Genomic DNA, 14684 nt, shown 5'->3' on the forward strand with positions numbered 1-14684 from the left:
TTGATGGCAAGATGGGAATGAGAGTCCGATGATCGCGGAGCCTGCGAGTACGCTGACCCATCTGGCGGGACAGTGGCTGGGACCCTTCCAGCTGATCCAGCTGCTCGGCATCGGCGCGATGGGCGCCGTGTACCTGGCCAGGGACAGCGTGCTCCAGCGCGACGTCGCGGTGAAGCTGATCGCGAAGGGGAGCGCGGACACCGATCCCGAGCGGCGCGACCGCTTCCTGCGCGAGGCGCGCGCGGCGGCGCGCCTCCTCCACCCGAACGTGGTGCAGATCTTCCAGGTCGGCGAGGACGAGGACGTCCGCTACATCGCCATGGAGTACGTCCACGGCCTCACGATGGCGCAGGCGGCCAAGCAGCACGGCGGCCGCCTGCCGGAGCAGTTCGGGATCGAGAAGATGCGCGAGGCCGCGGCGGCGCTCGAGCTCGCGGCCTCGTTCGGTATCTCCCACCGCGACGTCAAGCCCGCCAACCTCCTCCTCAATGCGTCTGGGACGCTCAAGATCGCCGACTTCGGCCTGGCGTCCCATCCGGAGAGCGGCCCGCTCGGCGGCAGCTCCTCCCGCACGCTGGAGGGCACGCCGTTCTACATGAGCCCGGAGCAGTGGACCGGGCAGGACATCGCGCCTCCGTCGGACATCTACAGCCTCGGCTGCACGTTCTACCACCTGCTCGTGGGCAGGACGCCCTTCTCGGCGCGGGATCTCGCTGGCTGCTTCCAGGCGCACTGCCACGCGCCCGTCCCGGATCCGAAGCTGGCGATGCCGGACATCGATCCGCTCCTCGCGGAGCTCCTGCGCCGCTGCATGTCGAAGAGGCCGCAGGAGCGGCCGTCGGCCGGGCACATCGTGGCGTTCCTCGAGGACATGCTGATGCTCCGGCGCAGCAGCGTCAGGCCGCGAGAGATGTCGGAGCCGAAGAGCGCGCTGCTCGGCGCGCCCGTGGATCTCGGCGATACGAGGATAAGCCAGCTCCCCGTGCCGCCGAGAGGCCCGCTCGCGACGCCGACGGGGACGATCCTGGTGAGCAGCTCGACCGCCGTCGGGCACTTCACCGGCCAGTACAGCTACCGTGATCACTTCGGGCTGACCGGCTATCCGTTCAGCGACATCCGGCAGCCGAGCTACTTCTGGGACGCGGGCCCTTATGCGTGGATCCTGAGGACGCTGGCGTCGCAGATCGTCGCCGGGCAGCGCCCGGCGATCCTCGTGGGCGAGCCGGGGAGCGGCCGGACCTTCGTCTGTGAGATGATCAAGAACAAGGTCCCGCGGATCCATGTCTTCTCGGTCGAGCCGCAGCTGCTCTTCGGGACGCGGCCGCTCGTGTCGCTGTGCAGGCAGGTGGGGGCGACGGCCATCACACCGACGCTGAGCCAGCAGTTCCTCGTCGACGCGTTCCTCGGGCAAGCGCTCCTCCGCGCCGGGTCGGACGCGATCGCGGTGCTGGTCGTCGACGGCGTCGATCCGGAGGATCACGATCTCCTGATGGAGCTCCATGACATCCTGCGCTGCGCCCCGGCGGGCAAGCTCTCGATGATCCTGGTGGGCGCCCCCGATCTGCCCGCGACCCTGGCCTCGAACGGCGTGCCGCGCGAGCTCTACTCCGGCGCTCAGTCGCTCCTCCTGCCCGGCATGACCCAGCAGGAGATGAGCGAATACATCGACTTCAGGATGTGCTCGGTCGGGGGGAGCAGGCGGGGGCTCCAGCTGGACCTCGCGTCGCAGCAGCTGCTGCACGCGAGGAGCGGCGGTAGCCCGAAGCTCATCAACATCTACTGCCACAACGCGCTGACGATCGCCGCGCTCCAGGGCGAGACGGACGTGAGCCTGTCGTCGATCCGCCTGGGCATGAAGAGCAAGAGCTATCTCACCGCCGAGGCGGCCACGAACCTGATCCGGGGCTGAGCCGCCTCCAGCGGGTCGTCAGGCGCGGCCGGCGCGTTAGCTGTCGTTTCCGGCGGTCCCGGCTGGTGCGACCGTCCTGACCGCTCCTGTCGCGGGCGGCGCGCTCGGCGGCGCGGCGGGGAGGGGGGCGCGCCCGGGCATTGCGGCGAGCACCGCCGCGTCCGTCACCGGCGCGCGCGGCACGTTCAGCGCGCGTCCAATACGCGCCCTCGAATGCTTGTCGTTATCGATGCACCTGCCGCGCGTGTATGCGCTGAGCCGGTCGCGCGGCTCCTGCTTGCGGCACGCCCCGAAGGATCCCTTGATCAGCGCGAGTCCGGCGCGAAAGCATTTCTCTCGATCCCCGACGAGATCCTCGTGCGTCCACCCCTCCCGGGTCTTGCCGGCGCCGACGCGGACCTGGAGCAGACAGGAGTCGACCCCCGAGCCGCGCGCGAGCTTCCCGAGCCCGAGGTCCACGTCGCGACGGTAGCCGCTCTCGAAATACGCGATCGACAAGAGCAGCGCCATCGTCTCGGCTCGACCGCGCGGGCCGCCGAACACCGGCTTCAATGCGGGATCATAGGCGACCTTCGCCGCCGCGCGCGCGATCTCGTGGTAGCGCGCGCGGCCTTCCTCGGGCGTCTCGACGGCGTCCTTGATGAAGCTCTTCCCAGGCGGGGCCCATGTCATCATGATACCAACAGCCCACGCGATTATCGTATCCATAAGACATGTAAGGTCATAAGCCACCTCTGTGTCAAGCGATTCGGACAGCCTGGCTGGGATTGTCGTCGTGCGTTGTATGATCGCGTGCCGCTCAGTGTGCATTATAACGTCCTCGTCAAATTGCAAATGATCTGGGAAGCGGTGCGTCGTACGTGGTGCGCAATCGTTTTCGCACCGGTTCGCACTGGATTTGTGTTCGGTTGTGTTCGGTTGTGTTCGGTCGTGTTCAGTTACGTTTGTTACGTTGGTCGCGTTTGCTGCGTTTGTTGCGCTCGCCCTCGCGAGATTGCGGGTGTGCTCGCGGTCAAATTCGCGCCGAGCCGTCTCGCGCTCTCGCCGCGGGGCTCACGCATGGAGTGGCCCTCTCCAGCCCTCGAGAGAGCGACTGGCCCTCACCGGGCCGGGAGCGATGATGTGCTGCGCGCGCTCGACGCGAGGCGCGTGTCAGGCCTTCTCGACGGCGTCTTCTTCGGAGGTCGCGCGCGTGTCTTCGAGCCGGTCGACCGCGCGCAGCTCGGGGAACAGCCATGCCCAGAGCAGCACGACCGCGATCGTCCCGAGGCCGCCGAACACCACGGTGGGCACCGTCCCGATGAGCCTCGCGAGGGTCCCCGACTCGAGCTCTCCGAGCTCGTTCGAGGCGCCGACGAACACCATGTTGACCGCGCTCACGCGGCCGCGCATCTCGGGCGGCGTGGCGAGCTGCTCCAGGGTCATCCGCACGACGACGCTCACCATGTCGGCGGCGCCCATCACGGTGAGCGCGACGAGCGAGAGGGGGAAGCTCCGCGACAGGCCGAACACCACCGCGGCGAGGCCGAAGAGCCCGACGCAGAGGAGCATCCTCGGCCCGGCGCGCCGCGTGATGGGCCGGAAGGCGAGGACCACGGCCATGAGCCCGGCCCCGACGGCCGGCGCGGCGCGCAGGAGGCCGAACCCCTGCGGGCCGACCCCGAGCACGTCGGTCGCGTAGATGGGCAGCAGCGCGACCGCGCCGCCAAGGAAGACGGCCACGAAGTCGAGCGAGATCGACCCGAGGAGGACCTTCTTCCGGTAGACGTAGCGCAGCCCGGCGAGCGCCGTGGCGAGCGACGGCGGCTTCCTCTCCAGGCGGCCGGCGGGCGCCCGCACGGCCAGGGGCCCGGCGCACGCCGCGGCGAGCGCGAGGCTCGCGCTCAGGTACACGGGCGCAGGCGCCTTCCAGAGCGCGTAGAGCAGCCCGCCCAGGCTCGGCCCGCCGATGGCGCCGACCTGCCAGAGCGTCGATTGCCACGTCACCGCGTTCTGGAAGTGCTCCGCCGGCACGAGCGTCGGCAGGAGCGCCGAGCCGGCCGGCCCCTGGAAGGCGCGCACCGTGCCGAGGAGCACGAGGACCCCGTAGATGGCCGGCAGGTTCGGGCTCGGCGAGCGCGCGAGGAAGAAGAGCGCGAGCGCCGCGAGCGCCGAGGTGAGGTAGCAAAGGACGAGGATCCGCCGCCGATCGAAGCGATCCGCCGCGTGCCCGGACGCGAGCGAGAGCCCCGCGACAGGGAGGAACTGGGCGAGCCCCACATAACCGAGCGCGAGCGGATCTCGCGTGAGGTCGTAGATCTGATACCCCACGGCGACCGATTGCATCTGGTACGCCACCGTGGCCAGGAGGCGGGCCGCCGCGTAAACGCAAAAATCGCGCGATGTGAAGGCGGCGAAGGGCGACGACGGCTTCAGGGCGGCGAGGGCGGTGGCCATGAACGAGTCCGGGCGGCGTTCATGGCGCATTCCAGCGAGGGTCGCCAGGCTGCGATGCCACGGTGACGCGCCGGGAGGTCGAGCGCCATGTCGCTGCGTCCCGCGCGCCGTGGAGGGGTTGCATCCCGGGCACTGTGAGGGAGAGCAGGGACGCTCCGGGCACCACGCCGGTCATCGGACGGTCACGTTCGCGTGGCCTCGGCGTGGAACACTGGCGCGCCGACATGGACCCGTGGTAAGCGGCAGCCACACATGATGCTCCTTGGACATGACACTTCGTCGGGACGGGCGCGCGACCTCGCCGAGCAGGCGTGGCGCGCCTGGACGCTGTTCGGGAGCCGCTCCCGCCGTGGGCGTGATGGCCGGCGCGACGACGACGACGACGACGACGATTTCCCGCGGCCGAACGCGATCCTCACGTGGTTCCCGATGCTGGGACGCGCCGCCTCGCCGCTGCCCGCCTGATCCACGCGCCGCTCAGGGCCCGCTCGCCGTCAGCGTGAGCGAGCCGTCGCGGAGGCTCACGACGCGGTCTGCCGTCGCGACGCGCGACCAGTCGAACTCCCGGAGCAGCTCCGCCGGCGTGCACGGATCGGGGCGATCCCGCAGGCCGACGCAGCAAGCGAGCGCGCCGGTGAGCGCGGGCGCGCTCCGGGCGAGCGCCGCCCCGCGCGCCGCGCCGTGCGTCTTCGCCAGCTTGCCGCCGCGCTCCTCCAGGAGGAGCAGGTGGTGCCGGTAGACCGGCGCTGGCAGCCCGAGCAGCGCCTGGAGCGCCGCCTGCGTCGCGGTGCTCGGCGCGATGTCGCGCCCCCTTACGACGCGCGTGACGCCCGCCGCGCCGTCGTCGACCACCACCGCCAGCTGGTAGGAGAAGGCGCCGTCGCGCCGGCGAACCACGGGATCACCCATCGCGAGCGCGGGCTCCTGCGACAGGTCGAGCCCGCCCTCGTCCAGGGGCCGGAACACGCCGTCCGGCAGCCGCGCCCGGATCGGCTCCACGCTCGCGCGCCACCCGCCGGGCGGCAGCGCGCGGCCGCGCGCGCGGTTGTCGTAGGCGAAGCCGCCGTCCGGGGCGCGCCGGCCGATCGCGCGCACCTCCTCGCGCGTCGCGGAGCAGGGGTACAGCGCGCCGAGCGCCTCGAGCCGGTCCATCGCCGCCTCGTGGTGCGCCCTCCGCGCGTGCTGCTCGACGCGCTCGTCGAAATCGAGCCCGAGCCACGCGAGATCCTCCTCGATGGCGCGCGTGAATTCCGACCGGCAGCGGTCGGGATCGAGGTCCTCCAGCCGGAGGACCAGCCGCGCGCCCCGCGACCGCGCGTCCAGCCAGGAGAGCAGCGCCGCGGCGAGCGTGCCGAGGTGGGCGGGCCCGGTGGTCGACGGGGCGAACCGGCACACCTCGCTCATCGCTCTTCCTCCTGCCGCTGCCGGCCGCGCCCTCGCCGCGCGGCCCGCGGGCCCGCCACGCCGCGCCTCAGAGGAAGCGCGCGATGCGCGCCCGCACGCGCGGCTCGCCCAGCACCGCCATGACCTCGGTCAGATCAGGGCTGTTCCTCGTCCCGCAGACCGCGACCCGGAGGAGCATCGAGACGTCGCCGACATGGCCCTTCCACGACTCGGGAGAGGCCTTGTACTGCTTCACCTCGCCTGCGTAGCCCGAGGCCACCGCGATCTGCCGGATCTTCTCGAACCACGCCTCCTTCGAGTCGGCCGGGTCGAACGTGTCGAGCATCTGCCGGAGCAGCGGCCTTCGATCTCCCTCCGGGACGTTCTCGGGGAAATCGAGCGCGTCGACGCGGTCGTAGAGCTCGTCGTAGAAGAAGAAGAGCTGGGGCCGCAGGTCGGGCCAGGTGGTGATGCGCTTGTTCGACTTCTTGCCGCCGCGCTCGATGCCGAGCGCGCGCTTCGTGTACTCCGGATCTCGCTCCATCAGCGCGGCGAGCTCCTTGTCGTATTCCCTGGCCCAGTCGAGGCCCTGGGCATAGACGTCCTCGGCGCTCATCCGGCTCACGACCGCCTGGCTCACGCTCTTCAGCTTCACCATGTCGCTCAGCGCGCCGCCGGGGGCGAGCTTGTTGAGCTTGAGGGGGAAGGCGGAATAGGGCTTGTCGGGGTTCGCCTTGCGCCAGTCCTCGAACGCGGAGTTGGCGATGTTGAGGAGGTACTCGATGGTGGCTGTCTCGGGGACGCCGATCTCCCGGTAATAGGCGATGTTCGCCTCGGGGTCCTTGCGCTTGCTCAGCTTGCGCCGCGCGTCCGAGACCTTCGTCTCGCCCGTCTCCGGGTCGACCTCTTCCACGCGATCGAGCTTCTGGATGGGCGGGACGTGGGCGTACTCGACCGGCCTGAAGCCGAGCGTGCGGAAGAGCTGCAGGTGGAGCGGCATCGAGGAGATCCACTCGTCGCCCCGGATCACGTGCGTCGTGCGCATCAGGTGATCGTCGATCGCGTGGGCGAAGTGGTACGTCGGGATGCCGTCCGACTTGAGGAGGATGGTGTCGAGATCGTTGACGGGCATCGAGATGACGCCCTTCACGCCGTCCTTCCACTCGACGCGGCCGGAGACGTCGTCCGGGGCGCGCAGCCGGAGCACGAACGGGGTGCCGCCCGCGAGCGCCTCCTCCACCCGGGCGAGCGGCGCGTCGCGCCACTTCGCCCACCGGCCGTGGACCCCGGGCTTCACCGTGAGGGCCATCTGCTCCTGCCGGATGGCGTCGAGCTCCTCGACCGTGCAGAAGCAGGGGTAGGCGAAGCCGCGGCGGAGGAGATCGATCGCGTAATCCCGGTAGATCTCGACCCGCTCGGTCTGGATATAGGGGCCGTAGCTGCCCTGCTGCACGAACTCGCCTCGCGACGACGGGTCTCCGTCCTTCGCCGGCGCGCGGAGCACGCCCTCCTGAGGGGAGAGATCGAAGCGCGCGAGGGAGTCGACGATGGTGTCGAGCGCGCCGGGGATGGCGCGCTTCACGTCGGTGTCCTCGAGGCGGAGGTAGAAGACGCCCTCGCTCTGGAGCGACAGCCGCTTGTTGATGAGCGACACGAAGATGCCGCCGATGTGCATGAACCCGGTCGGGCTCGGCGCGTAGCGGGTGACCATCGCGCCTTTGGGCAGCGCGCGCCGGGGATAGCGCGCCTCGTACTCCTCGGGCCGCCTGGCCGACGCCGCGGCGTCGCCGAAGAGGAGGCGCACGAGCTCGTCGCGGTCCTCTCCGGGGGCCGGTTCGCGGACGGTGACGGGAAGCGTCGTCTCGTTCGGGGCCTGCTTGTCCATGAGGGCGCGTCGCTCCTGGTCTGACATCGGGCGGGCAGCCATTGCACGCCCGCCTGGCCTTGTCAATCGGCCGGGGGCGCGTCAATCGCGGGGTACGAGCGCGAACGAGCGTGGGTCGTGACGCGCGCCGCGCGCCGCGCTACTGCGGTGTGCTCTCGCCGATGAGCCAATAGGTCTTCATCGCGCCCTTGCCCTTGATCGCCACGAGGCCCCGCTCCTCGAGGAGGAAATCTCGCGCGAGCAGGGAATGGCTCGCCTCGCTCACCTGGATCCGGCCGGGCTCTCCGCTCGACTCCATGCGGCTCGCCACGTTCACCGCGTCGCCCCAGAGATCGTAGCTGAACTTCTTCTTGCCGATCACGCCGGCGATGACAGGCCCGGTGTTGATGCCGATCCTGAGCTGGAACGGCTCGCCGTCGTCGCCGACGAACTGGCGCACGGTGTGCGTCATGGCGATCGCCATCCGCGCGATGGCCCTCGCGTGATCGGGGCGCTGCGCCGGCAGCCCGCCGACGACCATATAGGCGTCTCCTATGGTCTTGATCTTCTCCAGGCCGTGCTGCTCGGCGAGCTGATCGAACGAGGAGAACATCCGGTTGAGCAGGCCGACGAGCTCCGCCGGGGGGAGCCGCGCGGCGAGCGGGGTGAAGTCCGCGATGTCCGCGAAGAGGACGGTCACCTCCTCGAAGTGCTCGGCGATGAGCTGCTCGTGCTCCTTCAGCTGATCGGCGATCGTCCTCGGCAGGATGTTGAGGAGGAGCCGGTCCGAGCGCTCATGGGCTCGCTCGGCCGCGGCCTTCGCCTGCTCGAGCGCCGCCTTCTGCTGGCTCTGCCGCCGCGCGTTCGCCTCCAGGGCCGAGAGCATGCCGTTGATCGAGCCGGTGAGGCGCGACAGCTCGTCGGTGCCCGGCATCGCGACCCGCGCCGAGAGGTCGCCGACGCCGCCGATCTCGGTGACCTCCCGGCTGAGGCGGGCGAGCCGGTACAGCACCAGCTTCTCCAGGAGCAGCAGCGTGACGCCGCCGAAGACAAGGCCCACGACAACGGTCACGAGCACGAGATAACGCAATGTGTCATGGCCCATCCTGAGGATGGCCCTGTCGTTGTCCACGCGCACGAGCAGCGCCGGCTTGCCGTCGATGTCGTTGAGGACGGTGTATCCGGCGATCCTGTCGCTGCCGAGCGGGTGGACGAGGATCGGGTCGCTGTCGGACAGGGCGGCGCGCGCCTCGCGGAAGTCGTCGGGCAGCTGGGGATCGTCGAGGCGGTGCACGGCGAGCGAGAGGCCGGCGGGCTCGGTGAGGCGCTTGATCTCGGCGTCGGTCAAGAAGCGCCCGAACGTGACGGTGCCGGCGACCGGTCCGCGGCCGGAGCTGCCGACGCTCGGCTGGGAGCAGAGGAGCATCGGCCCGTCCGGGAGGAGGACGATGCCGCCTCGGACGGCGCTGCTCGGCGCGTCCCGCCCGAAGAGGAGATCGCCGACGCGGAGCCGCTCGGCGATGCCGCGCGGCAGGGGGGCCCAGCCCTTCGTGGCGTGGTCGTAGCCGGTGCTGTACACGGGCGTTCCGTCGGCGCCGGCGAAGACCGCGAGATCGATGCGGGCGATGTCGAAGAGCTGGGCGACGAGGTTCGAGCGGACGAACTCTTGATTGCCGTCCTGCACGAACGCGTAGGCGTCATCCCACTGGCTCCAGTCGGTCCAGCGCGCGTTGAAGTCGCTGCTGGCCTGGCGGAAGAGGTTGAGCGCCACCTGCACGGTGCGGCGGGTGTCCTGCGCCTCGGCGGCCATCGAGTTGGCGAGGAGCGCCCTGGAGGACACGCCGTACAAGGCAAAGCTGAGCCCGAGCAGCGTGGCGGCGATCGCCAGCAGCGTCTTCGCGCGCAGTGAGAGCAGGGCGTCGAGGGCGGGCTTCAGCGGCGCCGAGACTATCGAAATGCGGGACGGCACGGAAGCGCGCCGACACCAGCCGGGACGGCGCGGGCCCGCGGCGGGCGGGGGAGGGGGCGCGGCGGCGTGGTGCGGCGCGGTGCCCCTCGCCCGGCCCGGGCCGCGCTCGCGTGGGGGGCTCCGCGGCGGGTCCGGAGGCGAGGTCTCATTCTCGCTCCACGGCGGCACGCGAGGCATCGAGTTCCAGATGTGTATCGTGGACGTTACCGCCCGTGGCTCCGGGCCGAGCCGTCAACGATATTCGCGGAAATTCAGGTCCGTAGTGATGAAAACAACTCGAACGGTTGTCGCCGTTTCTGACGGTGATGAACGACGCTACGGTATCTCACGTTGCCTCGTGGCTTCCTTGGACCGCTGTCGCGAGAGCAGATAGAATGCGTGCAATGCACACGCCCGGCCGGCTGCTTGTGATTCCTGCGGTCCTTTTCACACTCGCCGCGTGCGCCAACGGCACCGACGATCTGCTGCCCGGCTATTACGAGGAGCAGGCCGGCGGAGGCGGACTCGGCGGTGATGGCGGCGCCGGAGGGGAAGACCTGTCCGTGTGCTCGAGCTCTAGCTCGAGCGTGAGCGTCGGCTCCACCGGGGCCGGCGGCGATGGGGGCGAGGGCGAGAGCAACGAAGGCGGTGGGGGCGAAGGCGGCGGTGGAGGAGAGGCGGCCGAGTGCGACTTGGGTGCGCCGAACACCTGCCTTGGAGCAGAGGACCTTGGTTCGATCTCTGGCGACGTCGGCGCTGATTCGTTGACAGAGACAGGGACCACGTCGAAGTGGTTCAAGATCAAGATCGATGACGAGGAGGACGAGGGTAGCGACGAGCATTTCCGTGCCACGCTCACCTCCCCGCCAGGGATGAACTTCGATTTGATCGTCTACCAGGGGGAGCTTGAGGTTGATGCGCCGGATTGCTTCGCGTCCGGCGTGAGAGGGCAGGGGACGCCCGAGTCGTTTTACGTGACCTGGAACGACCGCTGGGGCCCGGAGGACGACCTCTGGTTCATCATCGAGGTGCGCCACACCGGAGAGACCGTGTGCGGTGAGGACGCGAACTGGACGCTGACGCTCCTCGGTAACAATGCGGCGTTGCCCTGAGCCTGTGCGCGTCATCCATGCGCGTTCGCACGCTACAACCTCGCGTTGCAGCGTACCGCTCGTCCTTGCAGCCGCACTCAGGGCGACATCCGCGCCATCACCACGTTAGGAATATCCGTCGTCAGCGGCGGGTCGTCACGCGTGTGCCCGGCACCGAAGTCGACCGAGTTCACGAATGTGCCAGCGACGACAGCACGGCCCATCGCATCAACCCCGACGCCTTTGCCGTATTGTGCCCCTGGGGAATCGCCCGCGCGATCCCCGATCTGGACGCTGTAGACATGGCCGCCGTCTTCGCCGTTCAATCGCACCAGAAACCCGTCCGTGTCCGTCTCCTCCGCGGTCTCGAGCGTCGCGCCACCGAAGGTCACGCTGCCCTTGAAAAATCCGGTGATCACCGGGTCACCGTCCGGCGCTACGGCCATATCGAACAGATCGGTCTCGCGATTCTCCGCGTCGCCAAAACTCTTGCTCCACACGTGTACGCCGTCCTGGTCGAACTTGGCGACCAGCATATTGCTGCTTCCGCTGGATGGAAGATCGTCGCCGCCGAGGTTCACGGTCCCGATGTAGCCGGTCGCCAACAGCACGCTGCTTTCCGCGTCCAGCGCCACCTTGGGCCAGGTGTCCCCGCACGCCAGCCCGACGCTGTAGACATGGTTGCCCTCGCCGTCAAACACGGCGAGGAAGGCACCGCCGGAAGACTGCTCTGGTAGAACCGTCGTGGCATCCGGGCCGAAGTTGATCTCCCCTCGGTAGATACCGGTAGCCGAAACCCGCGCCGCCAGGACAGGGGGCTCCTCGGCCGAGGGCGCCCCGGAGCGCGCGAAAGGCACCGCGCGCCGCCCCGACGCCGCCTTGGAGGGGGCCGCCCGGTGATCGGCGACACGGTGCCTCGATACCTGGCGCACCGCCTCAGCTCGCGCTGATCGGGATCTGACGCGGCTTGAGCGACGCGCTCTTCGGCAGGTGGATCCGCAGGACGCCCGCCCGGAGATCCGCGGAGATCTTCTCGGAATCGATGCCCTGCGGGACCACGAAGCTGCGGCGGAAGTCCGGCAGGCCTTCGACGCCCTGCTCCCGCTCGGCCGCCTCGGTCCGCCGGCCCTCGAACGTGAGCTCCCCCTTCTCCACGCGGACCGCCAGGCGATCCTGCGCCACGCCCGGGAGATCCGCCACGACCAGGAGCTCCTCGGCGCTCTCGTAGATGTCGACCGCCGGCGCCACGGCGGGGCGCTGCTGGATCTTCTCGGGGTTGCTCTCGGCACGGTGGGTCAAGCTGCGATCGGTGCTCATGTTCATCGCTCCTTCCTCGGTACTTCCTCGGTACACGCCAGATCCGCTCGTCGCAGGATCGTCGCTCTCCTCTTCTTCGTTCTTCTTCTTCTTCTTCGTCCTTCAGCTACAGGCTCCCTCAGCGGGCCGTCACCGCGATCTGACGCGGCTGCGCCTCGGCTGCCTTGTTCAGCGTGAGCGTCAGCACGCCGTTCTTCAGGACCGCGGTCGTCTTCTCCGGATCGACCTTGCTCGGCAGCGTGAAGCTCCGGCTGAAGCGCACCGCGCCCCGCTCCTTGCGGTGGACGAGGTAGCCCTCCGGCGCATCCGACTTGCGCTCGCCGCTCACCGTCAGGACGTCCTGATTCAGCGAGATCTGGACATCCTTCTCCGTCAGACCCGGAACATCGGCCTTGACGACAAGGGCGCTCCCCGTGTCGAACAGGTAGACGCGCGGACCACCCACGTACCGGGACGTCTGGTCGAAGTCGCCGCGGAGCGACGCGCGGGGCGCGTCCGCCTCCTCGAACACCCAGTCGAGGCGCCGGCGAAGCTCATCCATCATGGCAAACGCGCGATCGAAATCCGTGGTTCGGTGCAGCATGGTCAATCCTCCATGACCGCCGCGCACGGCGCGCGCCGGGGCTCCGCCCGCGGCGCCGTCAACCTGCTCGCGACGGCCGATTTGTTGTAGCGTTACGGGACCTTGGCTCCGAGAGCCGGTCTCTTCGCACCGCCCAATCTTTGCACGGCACGTGGGGTGTCAAGAGCACGACCAGCCGTCGTCCCCCCGAGGCAGATCGGCGGGACAGGCGGTGGCGACCGAGCTCGTCAGACGGAAAGGAAAAGCGGGCGAGCGCGACCTCTCCGGCTCCCCGGAGCGGATCCATGCGCCTCCCGCCGGCTACCGCCCCGCCAGGCCGAGCCACGCCGGCGCAGGCAGCCGGCGGAGCCAGCCACGCCGGCGCCCGGTGGAGCCAGCCGCGCCGGCGCGCGCTAGAGCCTGCCGCCTCGAACACCCCTGGGAGCGCACCCCGGAAAGCGCTAGAAACCCGGACATGCAGCCCTGCCCGCCCGCCTCCCGCCGCCGCGGCGTCCTCGCCGCCCGCCTCCGCTCGGTCTCCTCCGCGGCGGCGCTGTCCCTGGCGCTGATCTCGGGCGCCGCGCTGGCGCTGCCCTCGGAGGGGGACCGGGCGCCGAACGCGCGCGTCGAGGACGCGGACGGCCGCGCGCTCCAGCTCAAGGCGCTTCAAGGCAAGCCGATCCTCATCGTCTACGAGGACAAGGACTCGAAGACCCAGAACCAGGCGCTCAAGGACGCGCTGGCGAAGCTCACGAAGGGCGACCGCTACCGGCGAGGCATCGCCGTCGCCGCGATCGCCGACGTCAGCTCCTACGACTTCTGGCCGGCGAGAGGCTTCGTGAAGGACGCCATCCGGGAGGAGTCGAGGAAGGTCGGCGGGACCATCTATTGCGACTGGGATGGCTCCTTCCGCGCGGCCTACAAGCTCCGCCGCGGCGTCAGCAACGTCGTCGTGGTCGGCAAGAACGGCCACGTGCTCTTCGCGGCCGAAGGCGCCCTCAAGCCGGAGTCGCAGAGCAAGGTCCTCGATCTGCTGCGCAAGGAAGTCGAGGGCTGACCGCAGCGAACGCCCCGGCCGGCGGGGCGCGCGCGCTCAGCGCCCGTCCTTGCGGCGCCGCCGCGCGTGGAGCGCGGACTCGACCTGCACGCGGATCTCCGCCGCCTCCGCGGCCGCCACGAGGCCGCCGCGCGCCTCGATGAAGGGCCGGAGCGCCCCGGCGCCCGCGCCGCCCACGATCCACGGCACGCCACGGCACGCGTCCGCATAGGCGTCGATGAGCTCGCGCGCCGACGGCGGGAGCGGCGGGATCGCGACCGTCAGCGCGACGAGGTCCGGCGCGAGCGCCTCGACCGCCCGCGCGATCGCGGCGGGCGGCGTCCTCGCGCCGAGCACGACGGAGCGGAAGCCCCACGAGCAGAAGCGCAGGCCGATGCCGAACAGCCCGAGCACGTGATCCTCGTCGGCGAAGGCCGCGAGCAGCACGCGACGCCCGCTCTCGCCAGGCTGCGCGAGCCGCAAGAGGTGCAGCAGCGTCGCGCCGAGGACCTGCGAGGCGAGGTGCTCCTGCGCGACCGTGATCTTCCCCGCGTGCCAGAGATCGCCGATGCGCTCGAGCGCCGGGCCGAGCGCGCGCTCGAAGATCGTCACCGCCGGGCCGAGCGAGAGGGCCCGGTTCACCTCGGCCTCGAGGCCGTCGGGATCGAACCGGACCGCGGCGTCGACGATGCGCTCGCTCGCCCCGGCGAACGCGTCGCCGCTGCTCGCGCCCACCGGCGCGCGCGGCCCCGCGGCCTCGAGCACCATGCGCGCCGCCTCGGCCGCGGCGATCCCGCCGTTCACGTGGTCGCGCATCTTCTTGATCACCGCCACATCGTCGTCGCTGTACAGGCGATACGCCGACGCCGTGCGCGCGGGCGACGGCACGCCATAACGGCGCTCCCACGCGCGCAGCGTCGCCGAGGACACGCCACACATCTCCGAGACGACATGGATTCTGTAGCGGCTCAACTGGATACACCTTGCCAGGACCCGCCGAGCCGCGGCCGCCCGCGCCGGCCCGGCGCACCGGGATGCATCGGAGCGGCGGGCAGCGAGGCCCAGAAAGACCCCCTCCTGCCGACGTCTTTCGCCTCTGTCATTCGCCTGTGCCATTCGCCTTTGTCAAAGGCTAGGA

General features: G+C 70.1%; 13 protein-coding genes. 4 read left to right on the forward strand and 9 right to left on the reverse strand.

What is annotated here, in order from left to right; genetic code table 11:
• Positions 1 to 28: 28 nt before the first annotated feature.
• Positions 29 to 1909, forward strand: a complete 1881-nt coding sequence (locus WMF44_RS03275; RefSeq protein WP_437297654.1) for a protein kinase domain-containing protein — start codon at positions 29 to 31, stop codon at positions 1907 to 1909.
• Positions 1910 to 1945: 36 nt separating this feature from the next.
• Here the strand turns inward: WMF44_RS03275 and WMF44_RS03280 are convergent, their stop codons facing one another.
• Together WMF44_RS03280 and WMF44_RS03285 are read right to left on the reverse strand one after the other, a co-directional pair.
• Positions 1946 to 2584 carry a hypothetical protein gene (locus tag WMF44_RS03280; protein ID WP_437297655.1) on the reverse strand — a complete coding sequence of 213 codons (639 nt, stop codon included), beginning with the start codon at positions 2582 to 2584 and terminating at the stop codon, positions 1946 to 1948.
• 477 nt (positions 2585 to 3061) lie between these two features.
• On the reverse strand, positions 3062 to 4375 hold the full coding sequence (locus tag WMF44_RS03285; protein WP_437297656.1) for an MFS transporter: 1314 nt from the start codon (positions 4373 to 4375) through the stop codon (positions 3062 to 3064).
• A gap of 222 nt (positions 4376 to 4597) precedes the next feature.
• On the opposite strand from WMF44_RS03285, the gene WMF44_RS03290 reads away from it, so the two are divergent.
• Entirely contained in the window at positions 4598 to 4810 is a 213-nt protein-coding gene (locus WMF44_RS03290) for a hypothetical protein (protein ID WP_437297657.1), read from the forward strand.
• A 12-nt stretch (positions 4811 to 4822) separates the two neighbouring features.
• Here WMF44_RS03290 and WMF44_RS03295 read toward each other — a convergent pair whose 3' ends face one another.
• From WMF44_RS03295 to WMF44_RS03305, 3 genes are all read right to left on the reverse strand, one after another.
• Positions 4823 to 5749, reverse strand: a complete 927-nt coding sequence (locus WMF44_RS03295) for a glutamate--tRNA ligase family protein (RefSeq protein ID WP_437297658.1) — start codon at positions 5747 to 5749, stop codon at positions 4823 to 4825.
• A gap of 67 nt (positions 5750 to 5816) precedes the next feature.
• The gene (locus WMF44_RS03300) at positions 5817 to 7613 is read right to left on the reverse strand and encodes a glutamate--tRNA ligase (RefSeq protein WP_437297659.1); all 1797 of its coding nucleotides are present in this window, start codon (positions 7611 to 7613) and stop codon (positions 5817 to 5819) included.
• Positions 7614 to 7752: 139 nt separating this feature from the next.
• On the reverse strand, positions 7753 to 9561 hold the full coding sequence (locus WMF44_RS03305) for an adenylate/guanylate cyclase domain-containing protein (RefSeq protein WP_437297660.1): 1809 nt from the start codon (positions 9559 to 9561) through the stop codon (positions 7753 to 7755).
• A gap of 383 nt (positions 9562 to 9944) precedes the next feature.
• Between WMF44_RS03305 and WMF44_RS03310 the strand changes: the two genes are divergently transcribed.
• Entirely contained in the window at positions 9945 to 10652 is a 708-nt protein-coding gene (locus tag WMF44_RS03310) for a hypothetical protein (protein WP_437297661.1), read from the forward strand.
• A 77-nt stretch (positions 10653 to 10729) separates the two neighbouring features.
• On the opposite strand, the gene WMF44_RS03315 is transcribed toward WMF44_RS03310, so the two are convergent.
• The 3 genes from WMF44_RS03315 to WMF44_RS03325 form a co-directional block, all read right to left on the reverse strand.
• Positions 10730 to 11563: a hypothetical protein gene (locus WMF44_RS03315; protein WP_437297662.1), complete on the reverse strand. Its 834-nt coding sequence runs from the start codon at positions 11561 to 11563 to the stop codon at positions 10730 to 10732.
• A gap of 4 nt (positions 11564 to 11567) precedes the next feature.
• Complete coding sequence (locus tag WMF44_RS03320) at positions 11568 to 11948, reverse strand: Hsp20/alpha crystallin family protein (RefSeq protein WP_437297663.1); 381 nt, start codon at positions 11946 to 11948, stop codon at positions 11568 to 11570.
• A 118-nt stretch (positions 11949 to 12066) separates the two neighbouring features.
• Complete coding sequence (locus tag WMF44_RS03325) at positions 12067 to 12531, reverse strand: Hsp20/alpha crystallin family protein (protein WP_012233212.1); 465 nt, start codon at positions 12529 to 12531, stop codon at positions 12067 to 12069.
• 454 nt (positions 12532 to 12985) lie between these two features.
• Here WMF44_RS03325 and WMF44_RS03330 point away from each other — a divergent pair, with 454 nt between their 5' ends.
• Positions 12986 to 13567: a YtfJ family protein gene (locus WMF44_RS03330; RefSeq protein WP_437297664.1), complete on the forward strand. Its 582-nt coding sequence runs from the start codon at positions 12986 to 12988 to the stop codon at positions 13565 to 13567.
• 36 nt (positions 13568 to 13603) lie between these two features.
• On the opposite strand, the gene WMF44_RS03335 is transcribed toward WMF44_RS03330, so the two are convergent.
• Entirely contained in the window at positions 13604 to 14518 is a 915-nt protein-coding gene (locus tag WMF44_RS03335; RefSeq protein WP_437297665.1) for a MerR family transcriptional regulator, read from the reverse strand.
• Positions 14519 to 14684 lie beyond the last annotated feature (166 nt).

Origin of the sequence: Sorangium sp. So ce426, assembly GCF_051475585.1 — a bacterium.
GTDB classification, from domain to species: Bacteria; Myxococcota_A; Polyangia; order Polyangiales; family Polyangiaceae; genus Sorangium; species Sorangium cellulosum_B.

Bases quoted from the DNA above. Each gene is read 5' to 3' on its own strand.
- WMF44_RS03275 (WP_437297654.1), top strand. From the start codon at position 29: ATGATCGCGGAGCCTGCGAGTACGCTGACCCATCTGGCGGGACAGTGG.
- WMF44_RS03280 (WP_437297655.1), bottom strand. From the start codon at position 2,584: ATGATGACATGGGCCCCGCCTGGGAAGAGCTTCATCAAGGACGCCGTC.
- WMF44_RS03285 (WP_437297656.1), bottom strand. From the start codon at position 4,375: ATGCGCCATGAACGCCGCCCGGACTCGTTCATGGCCACCGCCCTCGCC.
- WMF44_RS03290 (WP_437297657.1), top strand. From the start codon at position 4,598: ATGATGCTCCTTGGACATGACACTTCGTCGGGACGGGCGCGCGACCTC.
- WMF44_RS03295 (WP_437297658.1), bottom strand. From the start codon at position 5,749: ATGAGCGAGGTGTGCCGGTTCGCCCCGTCGACCACCGGGCCCGCCCAC.
- WMF44_RS03300 (WP_437297659.1), bottom strand. From the start codon at position 7,613: ATGGACAAGCAGGCCCCGAACGAGACGACGCTTCCCGTCACCGTCCGC.
- WMF44_RS03310 (WP_437297661.1), top strand. From the start codon at position 9,945: ATGCACACGCCCGGCCGGCTGCTTGTGATTCCTGCGGTCCTTTTCACA.
- WMF44_RS03320 (WP_437297663.1), bottom strand. From the start codon at position 11,948: ATGAGCACCGATCGCAGCTTGACCCACCGTGCCGAGAGCAACCCCGAG.
- WMF44_RS03325 (WP_012233212.1), bottom strand. From the start codon at position 12,531: ATGCTGCACCGAACCACGGATTTCGATCGCGCGTTTGCCATGATGGAT.
- WMF44_RS03330 (WP_437297664.1), top strand. From the start codon at position 12,986: ATGCAGCCCTGCCCGCCCGCCTCCCGCCGCCGCGGCGTCCTCGCCGCC.